Annotated in this window: 16 protein-coding genes and 1 riboswitch; of the genes, 12 read left to right on the top strand and 4 right to left on the bottom strand. The window is 54.8% G+C overall.

Features of this window, described 5'->3' with window-relative positions; genetic code table 11:
* The first annotated feature begins 54 nt into the window (after positions 1-54).
* Complete coding sequence (locus L1I42_RS11560; protein WP_236114682.1) at positions 55-597, top strand: P-loop NTPase family protein; 543 nt, start codon at positions 55-57, stop codon at positions 595-597.
* Here the strand turns inward: L1I42_RS11560 and L1I42_RS11555 are convergent.
* A complete protein-coding gene (locus L1I42_RS11555; RefSeq protein ID WP_236114681.1) occupies positions 569-1,225 on the bottom strand; it encodes a pseudouridine synthase in 657 nt (218 codons plus the stop codon). The two genes, L1I42_RS11560 and L1I42_RS11555, sit on opposite strands and share 29 nt — an antisense overlap.
* Complete coding sequence (locus L1I42_RS11550) at positions 1,225-1,794, bottom strand: gamma-glutamylcyclotransferase family protein (RefSeq protein ID WP_236114680.1); 570 nt, start codon at positions 1,792-1,794, stop codon at positions 1,225-1,227. Before L1I42_RS11550 ends, L1I42_RS11555 begins: the two co-directional genes overlap by 1 nt.
* A gap of 107 nt (positions 1,795-1,901) precedes the next feature.
* On the opposite strand from L1I42_RS11550, the gene L1I42_RS11545 reads away from it, so the two are divergent.
* From L1I42_RS11545 to L1I42_RS11510, 8 genes are all read left to right on the top strand, one after another.
* Entirely contained in the window at positions 1,902-2,753 is an 852-nt protein-coding gene (locus L1I42_RS11545; protein WP_236114679.1) for an AraC family transcriptional regulator, read from the top strand.
* 2 nt (positions 2,754-2,755) lie between these two features.
* Positions 2,756-3,394: a GyrI-like domain-containing protein gene (locus tag L1I42_RS11540; protein WP_236114678.1), complete on the top strand. Its 639-nt coding sequence runs from the start codon at positions 2,756-2,758 to the stop codon at positions 3,392-3,394.
* Positions 3,395-3,475: 81 nt separating this feature from the next.
* Positions 3,476-3,627, top strand: a riboswitch (FMN riboswitch).
* Positions 3,628-3,742: 115 nt separating this feature from the next.
* Positions 3,743-4,774 (top strand): bifunctional diaminohydroxyphosphoribosylaminopyrimidine deaminase/5-amino-6-(5-phosphoribosylamino)uracil reductase RibD, encoded by a 1,032-nt coding sequence (ribD, locus tag L1I42_RS11535; RefSeq protein ID WP_236114677.1) that lies wholly within the window; start codon positions 3,743-3,745, stop codon positions 4,772-4,774.
* The gene (locus tag L1I42_RS11530) at positions 4,755-5,363 is read left to right on the top strand and encodes a riboflavin synthase (RefSeq protein ID WP_236114676.1); all 609 of its coding nucleotides are present in this window, start codon (positions 4,755-4,757) and stop codon (positions 5,361-5,363) included. Before ribD ends, L1I42_RS11530 begins: the two co-directional genes overlap by 20 nt.
* Entirely contained in the window at positions 5,339-6,556 is a 1,218-nt protein-coding gene (ribB, locus tag L1I42_RS11525) for a 3,4-dihydroxy-2-butanone-4-phosphate synthase (RefSeq protein WP_236114675.1), read from the top strand. The genes L1I42_RS11530 and ribB overlap by 25 nt, the downstream gene beginning before the upstream one ends.
* Position 6,557: 1 nt before the next feature.
* Entirely contained in the window at positions 6,558-7,043 is a 486-nt protein-coding gene (ribH, locus tag L1I42_RS11520; RefSeq protein ID WP_236114674.1) for a 6,7-dimethyl-8-ribityllumazine synthase, read from the top strand.
* A gap of 62 nt (positions 7,044-7,105) precedes the next feature.
* Positions 7,106-8,368: an MFS transporter gene (locus L1I42_RS11515; protein ID WP_236114673.1), complete on the top strand. Its 1,263-nt coding sequence runs from the start codon at positions 7,106-7,108 to the stop codon at positions 8,366-8,368.
* Between the two features lie 24 nt (positions 8,369-8,392).
* On the top strand, positions 8,393-8,923 hold the full coding sequence (locus tag L1I42_RS11510; RefSeq protein ID WP_236114672.1) for an RNA methyltransferase: 531 nt from the start codon (positions 8,393-8,395) through the stop codon (positions 8,921-8,923).
* 32 nt (positions 8,924-8,955) lie between these two features.
* Here L1I42_RS11510 and L1I42_RS11505 read toward each other — a convergent pair whose 3' ends face one another.
* Positions 8,956-9,981 (bottom strand): dipeptidase, encoded by a 1,026-nt coding sequence (locus L1I42_RS11505; protein ID WP_236114671.1) that lies wholly within the window; start codon positions 9,979-9,981, stop codon positions 8,956-8,958.
* A gap of 137 nt (positions 9,982-10,118) precedes the next feature.
* Between L1I42_RS11505 and hemN the strand changes: the two genes are divergently transcribed.
* From hemN to L1I42_RS11490, 3 genes are all read left to right on the top strand, one after another.
* Positions 10,119-11,468, top strand: a complete 1,350-nt coding sequence (gene hemN, locus L1I42_RS11500) for an oxygen-independent coproporphyrinogen III oxidase (RefSeq protein ID WP_236114670.1) — start codon at positions 10,119-10,121, stop codon at positions 11,466-11,468.
* A 102-nt stretch (positions 11,469-11,570) separates the two neighbouring features.
* Positions 11,571-12,221 carry a CDGSH iron-sulfur domain-containing protein gene (locus L1I42_RS11495; protein ID WP_236114669.1) on the top strand — a complete coding sequence of 217 codons (651 nt, stop codon included), beginning with the start codon at positions 11,571-11,573 and terminating at the stop codon, positions 12,219-12,221.
* Between the two features lie 5 nt (positions 12,222-12,226).
* On the top strand, positions 12,227-12,508 hold the full coding sequence (locus L1I42_RS11490) for a GNAT family N-acetyltransferase (RefSeq protein ID WP_439651502.1): 282 nt from the start codon (positions 12,227-12,229) through the stop codon (positions 12,506-12,508).
* 66 nt (positions 12,509-12,574) lie between these two features.
* Here L1I42_RS11490 and acs read toward each other — a convergent pair whose 3' ends face one another.
* Positions 12,575-14,515 carry an acetate--CoA ligase gene (gene acs, locus L1I42_RS11485; protein ID WP_236114667.1) on the bottom strand — a complete coding sequence of 647 codons (1,941 nt, stop codon included), beginning with the start codon at positions 14,513-14,515 and terminating at the stop codon, positions 12,575-12,577.
* Positions 14,516-14,563 lie beyond the last annotated feature (48 nt).

Genomic DNA, 14,563 nt, shown 5'->3' with positions numbered 1-14,563 from the left:
TTAAGATTTGATTAATCATTTAACTTCTTCGCCATATTTTGGGGGAGAATTCGGATGCCGCGTATTTTGGTGCTGGGCGCATATGGTGCCGGTAAGTCTACATTTGCAAAAAGATTGGCAGGGCAATTGTCGATACCTCCGGTCTATTTGGACGAAGAATATTATTTACCAAATTGGACCAAACCACCTTTATCCGCGTGGAGACGGCGCACAGTACAACTGTGTTCACAGCCAAATTGGGTGATGGATGGAAATTTCATTGCAACCCTTGATCAGCGATTGGCGCGCGCAACGCATGTGGTTTATCTGCGCCCGTCGAAATGGCTGTGTCTTTTTCGCGTTTTATGTCGGCTGGCCCGTTACTATAATCGCGTGCGCCCCACCGTTGCGCCCGATTGTCCCGAAGGCTTCTATCTGCCATTTTTCGCATCGATTATTAATTTTGATCGCGATATGCATCCGATATTGGAGGCAAAATTGGCAGAAGCGGGGGTGCCGGTCACCTATTGCTCCAGCGCGCGAGAAATCGAAGCCTATCTCGCCCAGGGCGCGATCAAGTCCTCGCCCCTCAGAACGGCACTTCACTTACAAAGCTGATACGTTTGCCGCCAATGGGGTGGTGAATTTCCAGAAAACGCGCATGTAAACACAGGCGGCTACTGGCCGCTTGCACAAAGGGTGGGGCATAGAAACTGTCACCCAAAATTGGATGCCCCAAAGCAAGCAGGTGCACCCGCAATTGGTGCGATCGTCCGGTGATCGGGAACAGGTCAAATCTACAGGTGTGATCGCTTTGTTTAAGCAGCTTATAGCGCGTTTGCGCCGCCTTTCCTCTTGCAAAATCGATAAGTTGCAATGGGCGATTTGGCCAATCGCAACGTAAAGGCAGGTCGATCAGGCCTTCATCTTGAGCTGCCTGCCCCCAAGCGAGGGCCTGATAGATTTTGCTGGTGTGCCGACGTTCAAATTGCAGGCCGATATGGCGATGGGCAGTGGCGTTTTTGGCCAGGATCACAATGCCTGATGTGTCCATATCCAGCCGGTGGATGATGCGAGCGTCGGGGCAATATTGTTTGGCGCGAAATTCAAGGCAGTCCCACAAATGTTCGGCCTTGCCGGGCACGGTGAGCAGGCCGGAGGGCTTGTCGACCACCAGCATTTCATCATCTTCGAACACCACTTTCAGCGGCTCTTGCGGCGGCTGATAATCAAGCGGTGGCCGCATCAGGCGCTTTCAGGCGTCAACAAATGGTCAAAGCCGCTCTTTTTCAGCAGCATTTCGGCTTCCAGCTTGCCCGGGCGTTGCGGGTCCGGGTCGGGCATATGGTCAAAGCTGGCCAGATGGTCCTGATGGGATTTGGGCAAACCATTTTGAATGGCGCCGGAAAGGCAAAGCGCCCAATACCATGTGTATGGTTTTGGCGGGGTCGGGTCCGGCTCGGCAATATAGGTCACCGACTGGAATTGGTCGCCCTGATCTGTCTGCACCAGAAAATTCGCGTCTCGAATATAGGTGGTGGGCAGGGTCAAGTGAATGCCTTCAATCCGGTCCAGAACTGGTGCCTCTTCGAGATGCATTTCATAAACCACGCCATAAACCCGATCGGCCTCATTTTCAGTTTTGAAAATCGTGCCTTTGCCCGATCCGCCATGGTCGTCATGGCCGATTTTGCCAAAATTTACGCTCCAACCTGGCGCAAAGGCGGTGGCCACGGGCCGGGCAGTGGGGCACCTATTCTGCAGCCGCTCGTTCAACAGATTTGAGCCATATGCAAAATAGAAATAGGTCGACATGGGTGTTCCTTTGGGCCGAAATGCGCAAGATTTATCAATCGTGATTGAGTTACGTCTAAGCTGAACGCAAGTCCAGTCTTTTAGCAAGTGGAATAGACCAAATGCAAATGAGCCAGCAGCAAATAAGCTATCGCAAGCGCATCGATCGGGTGGTGAATTATATTTATGACCATCTGGATGAGCCTATCGATTTGCAGCATTTGGCTGATGTGGCGTGTATGTCGCCCTATCACTGGCACCGGGTTTATCGGGCGATTCAGGGCGAAACCATTGCCGCCACCGTAAAGCGTTTGCGCCTGCATCGCGCGGCGGGCCAGTTGGCACAGAGCAAAATCTCGATTGAGGAGATTGCCGAACGGTCGGGCTATTGCAGCCTCGCGGCGTTCACCCGTGCCTTTACACAAGTCTATGGACAGCCACCCGCGCAATATCGTCGGGCTGGTTCCCACACCAGGCTGCAGTCGGCGATCGAACGGGGAGAAGGGCAATTGTTTCCGGTTGAGATCAAGACCATTGAGCCCATGACACTGATTGGGCTGCCGCATCAGGGCGATTATATGAATATTGGTCGCGTGTTTGAACCGGTGTTTGGCTGGATGGGGCAGGCGGGTTTACTGCCGCAAATGCGCCACGCCATGGCCACCTATTATGACGACCCGGACAGCGTGCCGGAAGCCGACTTGCGTTCCTTTGCCGGGGCCGTTTTTGCGGCGACCGTCGATGTGCCCGATCATTTTGAATCACGCACGATTGAGGGCGGCCGATATGCGGTTTTGCGCTATCGCGGTGCCTATGCCGAAATGTCGACCGCCTATCGCTGGCTTTATGGCACTTGGCTGAACAATAGCGGGGTGGAGTTGCGCGACGCGCCCTGTGTGGAAGATTATCTCAATAATCCGCGCGAAGTGGCACCATCGGAATTGCTGACAGATATCTATATGCCTTTGGCGGATGAATAAACATGGAAAAGCTGGATTTTAAAAAGCGTGACAAGGCCTATTATGCGGGCAAGGTGGGCCGGTTTGACCGGCTGGAGGTGCCGCCGATGAACTATTTGATGATTGACGGCGAAGGCGGCCCGGTGGGCGAAAGCTATCCGCCGTCCCTGGCGGCGCTTTATGGCTTGAGCTACGGGTTGAAATTCTTGTCAAAGACCGAACTTGAGAAGGATTTTGTGGTGGGTCCGTTACAGGGACTTTGGTGGGCTGAGGATATGAACACCTTTATCACGCGGCAAAAGGATCAGTGGCTATGGACCATGATGATCCGCCAGCCGGAATGGTTGACACAGGACCATCTGGAACAGGTGCGGGCGCAAACCATCGCGAAAAATGCCAAGAAAAAAGAGCCGCCCACCAGCGAAGCGCTGCTGCGCATAGTCAGGCTTGAAACCTATAAAGAGGGCGATTGTGTTCAGGTGTTGCATGTGGGCTCTTATGATGATGAAGGGCCGATTCTGCATAAAATGCACCATGAATATATTCCCGAACAGGGGCTGAAAATGTACATGAAGCATCATGAGATTTATCTTAATGACCCGCGGCGTGTCGCACCGGAAAAGCTGAAAACCATTTTGCGTCAACCCGTTAGACCCGTGTAAACTGTTCACTTATTGCTGATCGATTGTTGTCTTTACGCGAACGCCGAAATGAATTAAGTTCTGCGCTAAAGGTCGCAGTGCGGCCGTTCTCGGGGCGGGGTGAAATTCCCCACCGGCGGTATTTGGAGAATTCCATGAGCCCGCGAGCGCCTTTTGGCTCCTGCCAGAAGGGTCAAGCAGATCCGGTGTAATTCCGGAGCCGACGGTTAAAGTCCGGATGTGAGAGAACAAAGACAGCAACGCCCGTAGTGGGTGGTTGCGCCATTGTCTTGTCGGCAGTGTGGTTTCACACATGCCGTTCGCGCCGTTTGGCGCGTGTTTCGCCCTATCATGAATTGAGGTGGGCGAATGGATTTTGACCAGATCGCAAAAACAGAGTTTGACGTCGCGCACATCCGAAAGGCCTTTCGGTTTGCCCTTAAGGCTGCCCGCATTTTTGAAGGCGCGACCGCACCCAACCCGCCTGTGGGCTGTGCGCTTCTCGACGCGTTTGGCGATATTTTATCCATTGGTGCCCATCAAGCCGCCGGCAAGCCCCATGCGGAGCGCGCCGCGCTAGCGGACTTGCCGCCGGCCACAAATCCGCATATCGCCGTGGTGACCCTTGAGCCGTGCGCCCATTTTGGCCGCACCCCGCCTTGCGTCGATGCATTGATCGAAGCCGGGGTGAAAGAGGTTTGGATTGGGGCGCGGGATTTGAATCCGCGTGTCGAAGGCGGCGGCGCTGGCAAATTGCGCGATGCTGGGATCGAAGTGCGCTTTCTGTCGGACTTGGCCGATGAAATCTCGCAATCATTGGCGCTGAATTGCCAACGTTTGATTGCACCCTTTTTGCACTATGCCAAAACGCAACGGCCATTTGTCACCCTGAAGGTGGCTCAAGATGCTGCGGGCAGTATGATCCCGCCCGCTGGCGAAAAAACCTTTACCCGTCCATCTTCGCTTAAATTTGCCCACAAATTGCGCCGTCGGGCCGATGCTATTCTCACCGGTTCCGGCACAATCCTGGCGGATGATCCGCATTTTACCGTGCGGCATGTGGATGATGTGCCCGGCAAAGTGCGGCCGCTCTTTATTCTTGATCGACGGGGGCGGGTGCAGGAGCGCTACATGAAAGCGGCGCACGCACGTGGGTTTGTCCCGAAACTTGTGACCGATCTCAATGCCGCTTTGGCGGAGCTGGGCGCGCGCGGCTGCATGGAAGTGCTTGTGGAAGCTGGGCCGGAGCTGGCCGCGGCGTGTCGTGAGCAGAAATTGGTGCAGCTCGACATCACGATTGAGCGACAGGCCGAACAAGATTGCATCCGCGCGCGCTATGCCGACGACAAGCTGAACAGCAGTTCTTTTAAAGGAGAAGCCGATGTTTTCGGGGATTATTGATCGCTTGGGCGAGGTCAAGGCGGTGCGCGACGACGATGGCGCGCGAGTCTTTGAGATCGCCACGACCTATGCAGATTTGGCGTTGGGCGAGAGTGTGGCGGTCAATGGCGTTTGCCTCACAGTGGTCACCTTCGATGCGGCGGGGTTGGCCGAGTTTTATGTCAGCCCGGAAAGCCTGGCCCGCACCTCATTGGGCGCGCTGCAAACAGGAGATCGCGTGAATCTGGAGCGGGCTGTGGCGCTGGAAACGAAGCTTTCGGGTCATTTGGTGCAAGGCCATGTGGACGGTATTGCCACGCTCGCTTCAATTGAGGAGCAGGCCGGGGCGCATCTGATTGAATTGGAGCTGTCCAAAACGCTGGGCCGTTATTGCGTCGAAAAAGGCTCTATCTCGCTGGACGGGATCAGCCTCACCATCAACACGCTGATCGATCATGCTGAAGGCACACGCATTGGGTTGACCATTATTCCCCACACATGGACCCACACCAATCTGCAAACACGGCAGGTGGGCGATCAAATCCATGTGGAAAATGATGTTATCGCAAAATATGTGGAGCGGCTATGTCACGGTTACAACGCGCAATAGAGCATTTGAAAAATGGCGGCATGATCGTTCTGACCGACGATGAGGACCGTGAAAATGAAGGCGATCTAGTGGTGGCGGCTGAGTTTGCCACGCCAGAAGTGATCCGCTTTATGGCGAAAGAAGGCTGTGGCCTGATCTGTTTGCCCATGAGTGGCGAACAAATCGACAAGCTGGGCCTGCCGCCCATGGTCAAGCAAAATCGCGCCAACCGCTCCACGGCCTTTACGGTATCGATTGAGGCGCGCGAAGGCATCACCACAGGTATTTCCGCCTATGACCGGTCGCAAACCATTTTGACGGCCATCAAGCCGGATGTATTGCCCGGCGAGATTGTGTCGCCCGGCCACGTGTTTCCGCTACGGGCAGCCGAAGGCGGTAGCCAGGTGCGCAATGGGCACACGGAAGCCTCTGTCGATCTGATGAAACTGGCCGGACTGAACCCGGCTGCCGTGATCTGCGAAGTGATGGGTGAAGATGGGCATATGGCCAAGGGCGATGAGTTGGAAGATTTCGCCAAGCGCCATGAGTTGCCCATGCTCTCCATCGCCGAGCTGGTGGATCATTTGGGCGGGCCAAAGTCGGCGCCGCATACCCCGCTGGTGCGTGTGGCTGCTAGCCAATTGCCCACCCAGCATGCGGTGCATGATTTTGATATTGTGGCCTATCGCGAACTGGCCAGTGGTGAAGAGCATGTGGCATTGGTCAACCAGCCCATGGGCGACAATCCGCTGGTGCGGGTACATTCTGAATGTTTGACCGGCGATGCGTTCGGCTCGCAGCGCTGTGATTGTGGGCCGCAATTGCAGGCGGCAATTTCGGAAATCGATGCCCATCCGGATGGCGGCGTAATCATCTATCTGCGCGGCCATGAAGGGCGCGGCATTGGCATTGCCAATAAAATCCGCGCCTATCAATTGCAGGATAAGGGCATGGACACTGTTGATGCCAACCGGGCGCTTGGTCTGCCTGTGGACGCACGTCAGTTTGATATTGCGGCGGCCATTCTAAAGGACATGGGGCTTGAGCGCGCCAGCTTGCTCTCTAACAACCCGGCCAAAGCCGAAGCTTTGGCCAATATGGGCATTCACTTGAATGAAGTGCGCCCGCTGCAGGTGGGCGCCACGGCGCAAAATGCCCATTATCTCGACACCAAACGCGTAAAACTCAACCATAATCTACCGGAAAAAGTCTAATATGAGCGAGCAAATCAAAAGTAGAGGCCAAACCACCATTATTGATAACGCACGCGTGGCGGTGGTGGTTAGCCAGTTTAACCCAAAGGTGACCCAGGGATTGCTAGCCGGGGCAAAACTGGAAATGGCTGATGCCGGATTGAATTTGGCCAATAAGGATATTTTCGACGCGCCAGGCGCTTTTGAAATGCCATTGATCGCCAAAAAACTGGCGAAATCCGGACGCTATGACGGGGTGGTCTGCCTTGGCTGCGTGATCAAGGGCGATACGGCGCATTTTGAGTTCATCTCCCTTGGCGCCACCATGGGCATTGTGGAGGCAAGTCTGGAGACCGAAGTGCCGATCTGCTTTGGCATTCTCACCACCTACACCCAGGAGCAGGCTGTGGTGCGCAGTTCTGACGATGCGGAGAACAAGGGTCGCGAGGCCGTGGCCGCGTGTCTTGGTTCGCTTGCGACGTTGCAGCAGATCACTGAGCTAAATTAGAAGGTGTTTGAAGATCGTCCTTCTCAACCTATATGCAGAGCATAAGGATTGAGGAGGATGATTTGCGCTTACCCCAAAATTCGCATATGCGCCGGATTTTGTTGGCGCAGTTACCGGCCGACTTTGCTGACTGGCTGGACTATGTCGCCATCATTTCACTTTTCACCTACACGTGGCAGGTCGATCCGGTCTATTTTGCCTGGTTCATTGTCTGTCTCACTGGCCCCTATGTGGTAATTGGCCCGTTGGCCGGGGCGCTGGTGGATCGGTTCGATCTGAAAGGGGTGATGGTCGGTGCCAATTTTGGCCGTGCGCTCACGACATTTGCGCTCGCTTTTGCGGGGCTGCCCGAACTCATGCTGGTTTTGGTGGCGCTGCGTGGGGCTGTCGACAGTTTCTTTTCTCCGGCCAAACAGGTGGCAATTCAGACCCTTGCCACGCGCGATGAATTGATGGCCACCAATTCTGCCAGCCATGTGATCAACCAGACTTCCAAGGTGGCCGGACCGGCTGTGGGGGGCGCTTTGCTGCTGCTGATCAGCCCGCAAATGGTATTTGTGGTCAATGGTGTGGTGTCTTTATTGGCCATGGCCATTCTTTTGGGGCTGCCCGCTAACCTCAAACCAAAAACAGATACATCCACCGATGTGGGCGACAAATCTACTTCGATGTTCAGCGAAATAGCCAAAGGCTTTGCCGTGGTGTTGGAAAAGCCCGCGCTTTGGGTGACCATCGGGCTGGCGGCGATGGGTTTCTTTGCGATTTTCCTGTATGATACCCTCCTTGGTCCGCTCACCCGTGAACTGGGCTTCGACCAGACTATTCTGGGTATGTCCATCGCGGCAGTTGGCGGCGGCGGCGTGCTGGGTGCGCTGTTGTTGGGATCGGTGAAAAGGCAGATTCATCCCTATTTGTTGATGGGGCCTTCCATGATTATTGTGTCTGGTTTCACCATCTTGCTCGGGTGGTTGGCGATCAATGGCTGGGTGATTCCCTCTTATGTGTTCATTGCCGCATTTTTCACAGTGGGGGTGATCAATGTGGGCACCTTCGTCCCGATTCGAATTGTGTTGCAGCTTGAAACACCGCCCGACAAGATGGGTCGGGTGACGGCGGTTAATGAGATGACCAGCATTGTCGCGATGATGAGTGCGCCTTTTATCGGTGCCAGTCTGGCGGCGCTTTACGAGTTGGGTGTACCGTTTATTGTGGGCGGCAGTTTGACTTTGATCCTGGGCATTTTGACTCTTATTTTGATCAAATTTGTGCACTTCTCCGCCGCGGGTGACCTAGCCGATCTTTCCAAAGCGCCGGAATCTGGCTAAATCCTTTGGCAAAAAGGGTGATTTATGCGTGGATATTTTGCCATTGGGGCGGAGAAAATTTCCAAGATCAAGAATTTCGGCAATCTGGCGCGGACCGGGCACGGTTTTGGCGCCAGCTTCTGCTTCACTGTGGCGGCGGAGCGGTTGCGGCTGAATGATATGGTTTCGGACACCTCGAACTCACTGACCAATATGCCCTACTATGCGTGGCAATCGCCAGACGATATCACGCTGCCGGATCGGTGCCAGTTGGTGGGCATTGAATTGACCGATGATGCGATCGAGCTGCCCAGCTTTCGCCACCCCACACAGGCCGCCTATATTCTGGGCCCGGAGCGCGCATCATTGTCGCCAGAGATTATGGAGATGTGCGACCATATCATCAAAATCCCCACTAGCTTTTGCCTGAATGTGGCCACGGCGGGCGCCATTGTGATGTATGATCGGATTGCCACGCTGGGCCGCTTTGCCCCGCGGCCTGTGCGCGTCGGCAGACCGGTGGAGCCCAAGCCCATTCACATTCAGGGCGCACAAAAAAGGCGCACACCCATCTAGGGCAGCGCCTTTTAGATCGTAATTTTTGAGAGCTATTCGCCCCAAGTGTCGCGCAGCACGCGGAACCAGTTCTTGTGGGCTATCTTGTCCAGCTCGTCCTGGTCAAACCCGCTGTCGCGCAAGGCATTCACCAGATTGGGCAGTTTGGCTGTGCTGTTCACCTCGTTGGGTACGCCGGTACCATCATAGTCTGAGCCGATCCCCACATGATCGATGCCCATCCGGTCGACCAAATATTTGACCTGGTCCACCATAATGGAGAGCGGCACCGTGCTGTCGGCCACGCCTTTGGGGTTGAGGAAAATGGTGCCGAAATTCAGCCCGGCGATGCCACCAGTTTCCTTGATGGCGTCCAATTGTTTGTCCAGCAAATTGCGGGTGGATTGGCATTTGGCATGGGCGTTGGAATGGCTGGCGATCAGCGGCTTGTCGCTATGTTTGGCCACATCCCAAAAGCCTTTTTCATTGATATGGCTGAGATCGATGGCGATGCCCAACTGGTTGCAGGCTTTGACCAGTTCCACGCCCGCTTCTTTCAGGCCGGGGCCCGTGTCTGGGGACGCGGGGAATTTGAATGGCACACCATAGGCAAAATCATTTTCGCGGCTCCATACGGGGCCGAGCGAACGCAGACCTTCCTTATAGAGATTCTCCAGATTGGAGAGGTCGGGCATTACGGCCTCTGCCCCTTCAATATGCAGCACCGGTGCCATCTGGTTGCGGGCAAAAGCGTCTTCAATTTCAGCGACGCTTTTGCAGATCGTCACCTGGCCTTCGGACGCTTTTTGAATGTCGCGCAGCAGGCGGATCATTTTGTTGGTTTCACCAATGGCGTAGGTCTGGCTGGGCGCTTTTCCGTAAGATTTGCCATCCTCGGGGGGGATAAACATGGCAAACAAGCCGCCGGCAAAGCCGCCCTGTTGGGCAGATTGCAGATCGATATGCTGGCCCTCACGCGGGCTGAAAAAGCCTTTCACCGGGTCAGCTTTGCACTCGTCCAGCAATTTCAGCAAAATATCATTATGGCCATCAAAGATCTTTTGTGGCTGATCGGTCATATATATCCCCTAATTGTATTCTTGTTGCGCTCTTTGCGGCGCAAAAATGTGAGCCTTTTTGTTGCACCCTTTTTGACCTTGATCAAGGAAGGAATTCCCGGGCCTGCTAGTTTAGCGTCACCAAATAGGGGACGAAAATGGATCACGCTTTAATTGAAAAATATGCGGCGCCCGTGCCGCGCTACACTTCATATCCAACGGCACCGCACTTCTCCGACGAAGTCAACAATGCAGTTTACGCGGAATGGCTGAACGGCTTTCGGGTTGGTGATCAGCTATCGCTTTATATCCATATTCCCTTTTGTGATCGACTGTGCTGGTTTTGCGGCTGCAACACCAAGCAGACATTAAAATATGCACCGGTGCAGGCCTATTTGAAACGGCTTTATAAAGAGATTGAAATGGTGGCCGCTAAGCTGCCGCACCGCTTGCGTGTGGTGTCGCTGCATTTGGGCGGCGGCTCACCAACCCTGTTGCAGGCGGATGATTTCGCCCGCCTGAAAGATGTGCTGCGCACCCATTTTGATTTTGCTGATGATGCGGAAATCTCCATTGAGATCGACCCAAGCGATGTGACGTCGGAGCAGATCAAGGGCATGGTGGATTTCGGCCTCACCCGCGCCAGCATTGGCGTGCAGGATTTTTCCGACGTGGTGCAAAAGGCGATCAACCGGCCGCAGAGCTTTGAGATCACCCGCGATGTGGTGGAGGCATTGCGTGCGCAAGGCATCAAGTCGATCAATCTGGACGTGCTTTATGGCCTGCCGCATCAAACCACTGAACGGTTGATGGATACGGTGGCCAAAACCGCCTTTTTGCAGCCGGATCGGATTGCCCTGTTCGGTTATGCCCATGTGCCCTGGATGAAAACGCACCAGAAAATGATTGATGAAGCGGCGTTGCCAGGCACCGATGAGCGGTTCGAGCATGCGATGCTTGCGGCGGACGCGCTGGTGGATGCGGGCTATGAGCGCGTGGGGTTTGATCATTTCGCTTTGCCACAAGACAAGATGGCGGTGGCAGCGCGTAACGGCACGTTGCGGCGTAATTTCCAAGGCTACACAGTAGATCCGGCCGATGCGATGATCGGCTTTGGCGGGTCCGCCATTGGTCAAAACCGCGATGGATATATCCAGAATGTGGTGCCCACCGGTCAATATCAGGCCATGATCGATAAGGGCGAGTTGGCCGTGGGTAAAGGCTATGCCCTTACCGAGGAAGATCGGATGCGCGGCCATGTGATCGAGCAGCTTATGTGCCAATTCTCATTTGATAAGATTGAGCTGGTGGCGCGCTATGGCGATGCGGCGAAGGCTATTCTGCGTGAAGCCAATCTGATCGCGGCACAGCATCAGGACGGCTTTATTGAGAATGACGAGCATCGCTTTGCTGTGGTGGGCCACGGCAAGCCATTTGTCCGCGCCATCGCCGCCAAGTTTGACGCTTATTTTGGCCGCGGCACCGCCAGGCATTCCAAAGCAGTTTAGGTTTTGCCCATGAATAACGGCGCAATCTTATGCCCCTGACAAACATGTGAAGGGCAAGCCATTGCGCTCGTCCACAACAGCGATCACACTGGGATAAGTTCAATGCTAGGGGAGGTTGCTATGGGCTATGCCGAGAATGATGATATCCGCATCGAATTTGACGGGAAGAAGTGCATTCACGCCCGTCGCTGCGTATTGGGATTGCCGGATGTTTTTAATCCGGGGGCCAAGGGCCAGTGGATGTTTCCCGATCATGCCAAAGCTGATGATATTGCAAAAGTTGTCGAGAGTTGCCCCTCGGGCGCGTTGAAATATCGGGCAAAAAAAGCTGATCTTTCGGAAACTGTTCAGCCGATCAACACGGCTAAATTGTGGGAAAATGGCCCGGTTGAATATCGGGGTCGGTTGGAGATTGCTGGGCAGGAAAAGATGACGCGGGCGGTGATCTGTCGCTGCGGAAAGTCCAAGAACAAACCGTTTTGTGACAATAGCCATCTCGATGGATTTGAGGCCACAGGTGAGGTGCCAGCGAAAGCTGATGCGGATCGCGCACCGGATGACCGGGGTGGCGAAGTCAATCTAAACCCCGTCAAAAATGGCCCTTTGATGGTCTCTGGTCATCTTGAGGTCGTGTCGGGCTCTGGCCGCCGCATTGCGTGTGGTGAAAAGTTTGCCATGTGCCGATGCGGGGCGTCCAAAAACAAGCCATTTTGTGATGGCAGCCACAAAGCGGTCGGCTTCGAGGCAGACTGATGAGCATTGAAATCGTTAAAGAAGACGGTGAGACACGCGGGCGTTATGTCACTGTGGTCGACGGACATGAAGCTGAATTAACCTTCTCGCGCTACAGCAAAACCGGCATCATTGCCGATCATACTGGCGTACCCGATGCCTTGAAGGGGCAGGGTGTGGGCAAAGCGTTGGTCGAATTTCTGGTTGCGGATGCGCGAGAGAATGGCTTCAAAATTGTGCCCTTATGTCCCTTCGTGAAAGCACAATATAGTCGCCACCCCGAATGGGCTGACGTGTTTAAGGGATAAAATTGAGGGGCGCCCCAAGGATGGAAGCGCCCCATATACGGCCCAAACAAAGTGGGGACAGTTGCTTTAGGCCGATCTGTTCTGGCGATCATTGATCAGCGTGTCGACCACAGAGGGGTCGGCCAATGTCGAGATGTCGCCAAGATTGGAAAAGTCGTCTTCTGCAATTTTGCGCAAAATGCGCCGCATGATTTTGCCGGACCGGGTTTTGGGCAGGTCGGGGGCAAATTGCAGCAAGTCTGGCGTGGCGATGGGGCCAATTTCCTTGCGCACCCATTGGCGCAAATCTTTGGCCAGATCATCGCTTTGTTTCACGCCCGCCATCAGGGTCACATAAACATAAATGCCCTGGCCCTTCACATCGTGTGGATAGCCCACCACAGCGGCCTCGGAGACAAGATCATGCGAGACCAGGGCGCTTTCCACTTCCGCGGTGCCCATACGGTGGCCGGAAACGTTCAGCACGTCATCGACGCGCCCGGTGATCCAGTAGTCGCCATCTGCATCGCGCTTGCAGCCGTCGGAGGTGAAATATTTGCCCTTATAGGTGGTGAAATAGGTTTCCACAAAGCGTTGATGGTCGCCATAGATGGTACGGGCCTGTGCGGGCCAACTGTCGAGAATGCACAAATTGCCCTCGGCTTCGCCGTCCAGCACATTGCCGTCATTGTCCACCAATTGCGGTTTGACGCCGAAAAATGGCGTTGTCGCCGCGCCCGGCTTCATGTCGGTCGCCCCTGGAAACGGGGTGATCATGCAACCGCCGGTCTCAGTTTGCCACCAGGTGTCGACAATCGGGCAGCGCCCATCGCCCACAACGTGGAAATACCATTCCCAGGCCTCGGGGTTGATCGGTTCGCCCGCGGTGCCCAGCAGCTTGAGTGATTTGCGGCTGGTCTTGGTGACAAAATCGTCGCCTGCGCCCATTAAAGCGCGAATGGCGGTGGGGGCGGTGTAGAACTGGTTGACCTTATATTTGTCGATGATCTGCCAGAAGCGCGACGCGTCCGGGTAGTTCGGCACGCCCTCATACATCACCGAAATGGCCCCGTTTGAAAGGGGCGCATAAAGGGTGAAACTGTGGCCGGTGATCCAGCCCAGATCGGCCCCGCACCAGAACACATCGCCATCTTCGTAATTGAAAACGGTTTCGTGGGCCAAGGAGATATAGGTCAGATAACCGCCTGCTGTGTGCACCACGCCTTTGGGCTTGCCGGTGGAACCGGAGGTGTAAAGAATAAACAGCGGGTCTTCGGCGTTCATCGGCTCGATCTCGCAGAATTCGTCGACCCCGGCCGCGGCTTCGTGCCACCACACATCGCGGCCACCCTTCATGGTGATGTTGGCACCGGTGTGTTCAACCACCAAAACCTTATCCACGCCCAGTGCGTGGGGCAGGGCGTCATCCACATTCTTTTTCAGCGGAATGGTTTTGCCGCCCCGGCGGCCCTCATCGGCGGTGATGACAATGGTGCTGTCACAATCATTGATCCGCCCGGCCAGTGCTTCGGGAGAGAAGCCGGCAAACACCACCGAATGTACAGCCCCGATGCGGGCACAGGCCAGCATGGCATAGGTGATTTCGGGGATCATGGGCAGATAAAGCGTGACTCGGTCACCCTTTTTGACGCCCAGTTCTTTCAGCACATTTGCAAAGCGGCATACGCGCTCATGCAATTGATTGTAGGTGATCACCTGCGCCGGTTGATCCGGGTGGTCAGGTTCCCAATAGAAGGCAACCTGGTCGCCCCGCTTTTCCAAATGGCGATCAATGCAATTGTGCGCCACATTGAGCACACCGTCTTCAAACCATTTGATCGACACCGGATCAAAGCTGGTGTTTTTGATGATGGTTGGTTCTTTGATCCAATCAAGTCGTTTGGCTTGTTCTGCCCAAAATGCATCGGGGTTATTCACCGATTGGGCATACATGTCTTCATATTTTTGTTTGCTGATGTGGGCGTTTTGCGCCCACGTCTCAAACACCGGATAGGTTTTGCCGGACATAGCTTTCCCTCTCATTGCTGACACGTGGTCAGCAATGCCCATTTTTAA

Source organism: Maritalea mediterranea (genome assembly GCF_021568695.1).
Lineage (GTDB): Bacteria > Pseudomonadota > Alphaproteobacteria > Rhizobiales > Devosiaceae > Maritalea > Maritalea mediterranea.
The sequence above is the reverse complement of the archived record's forward strand: the minus strand, read 5'-3'. Positions and strand labels throughout refer to the sequence as shown.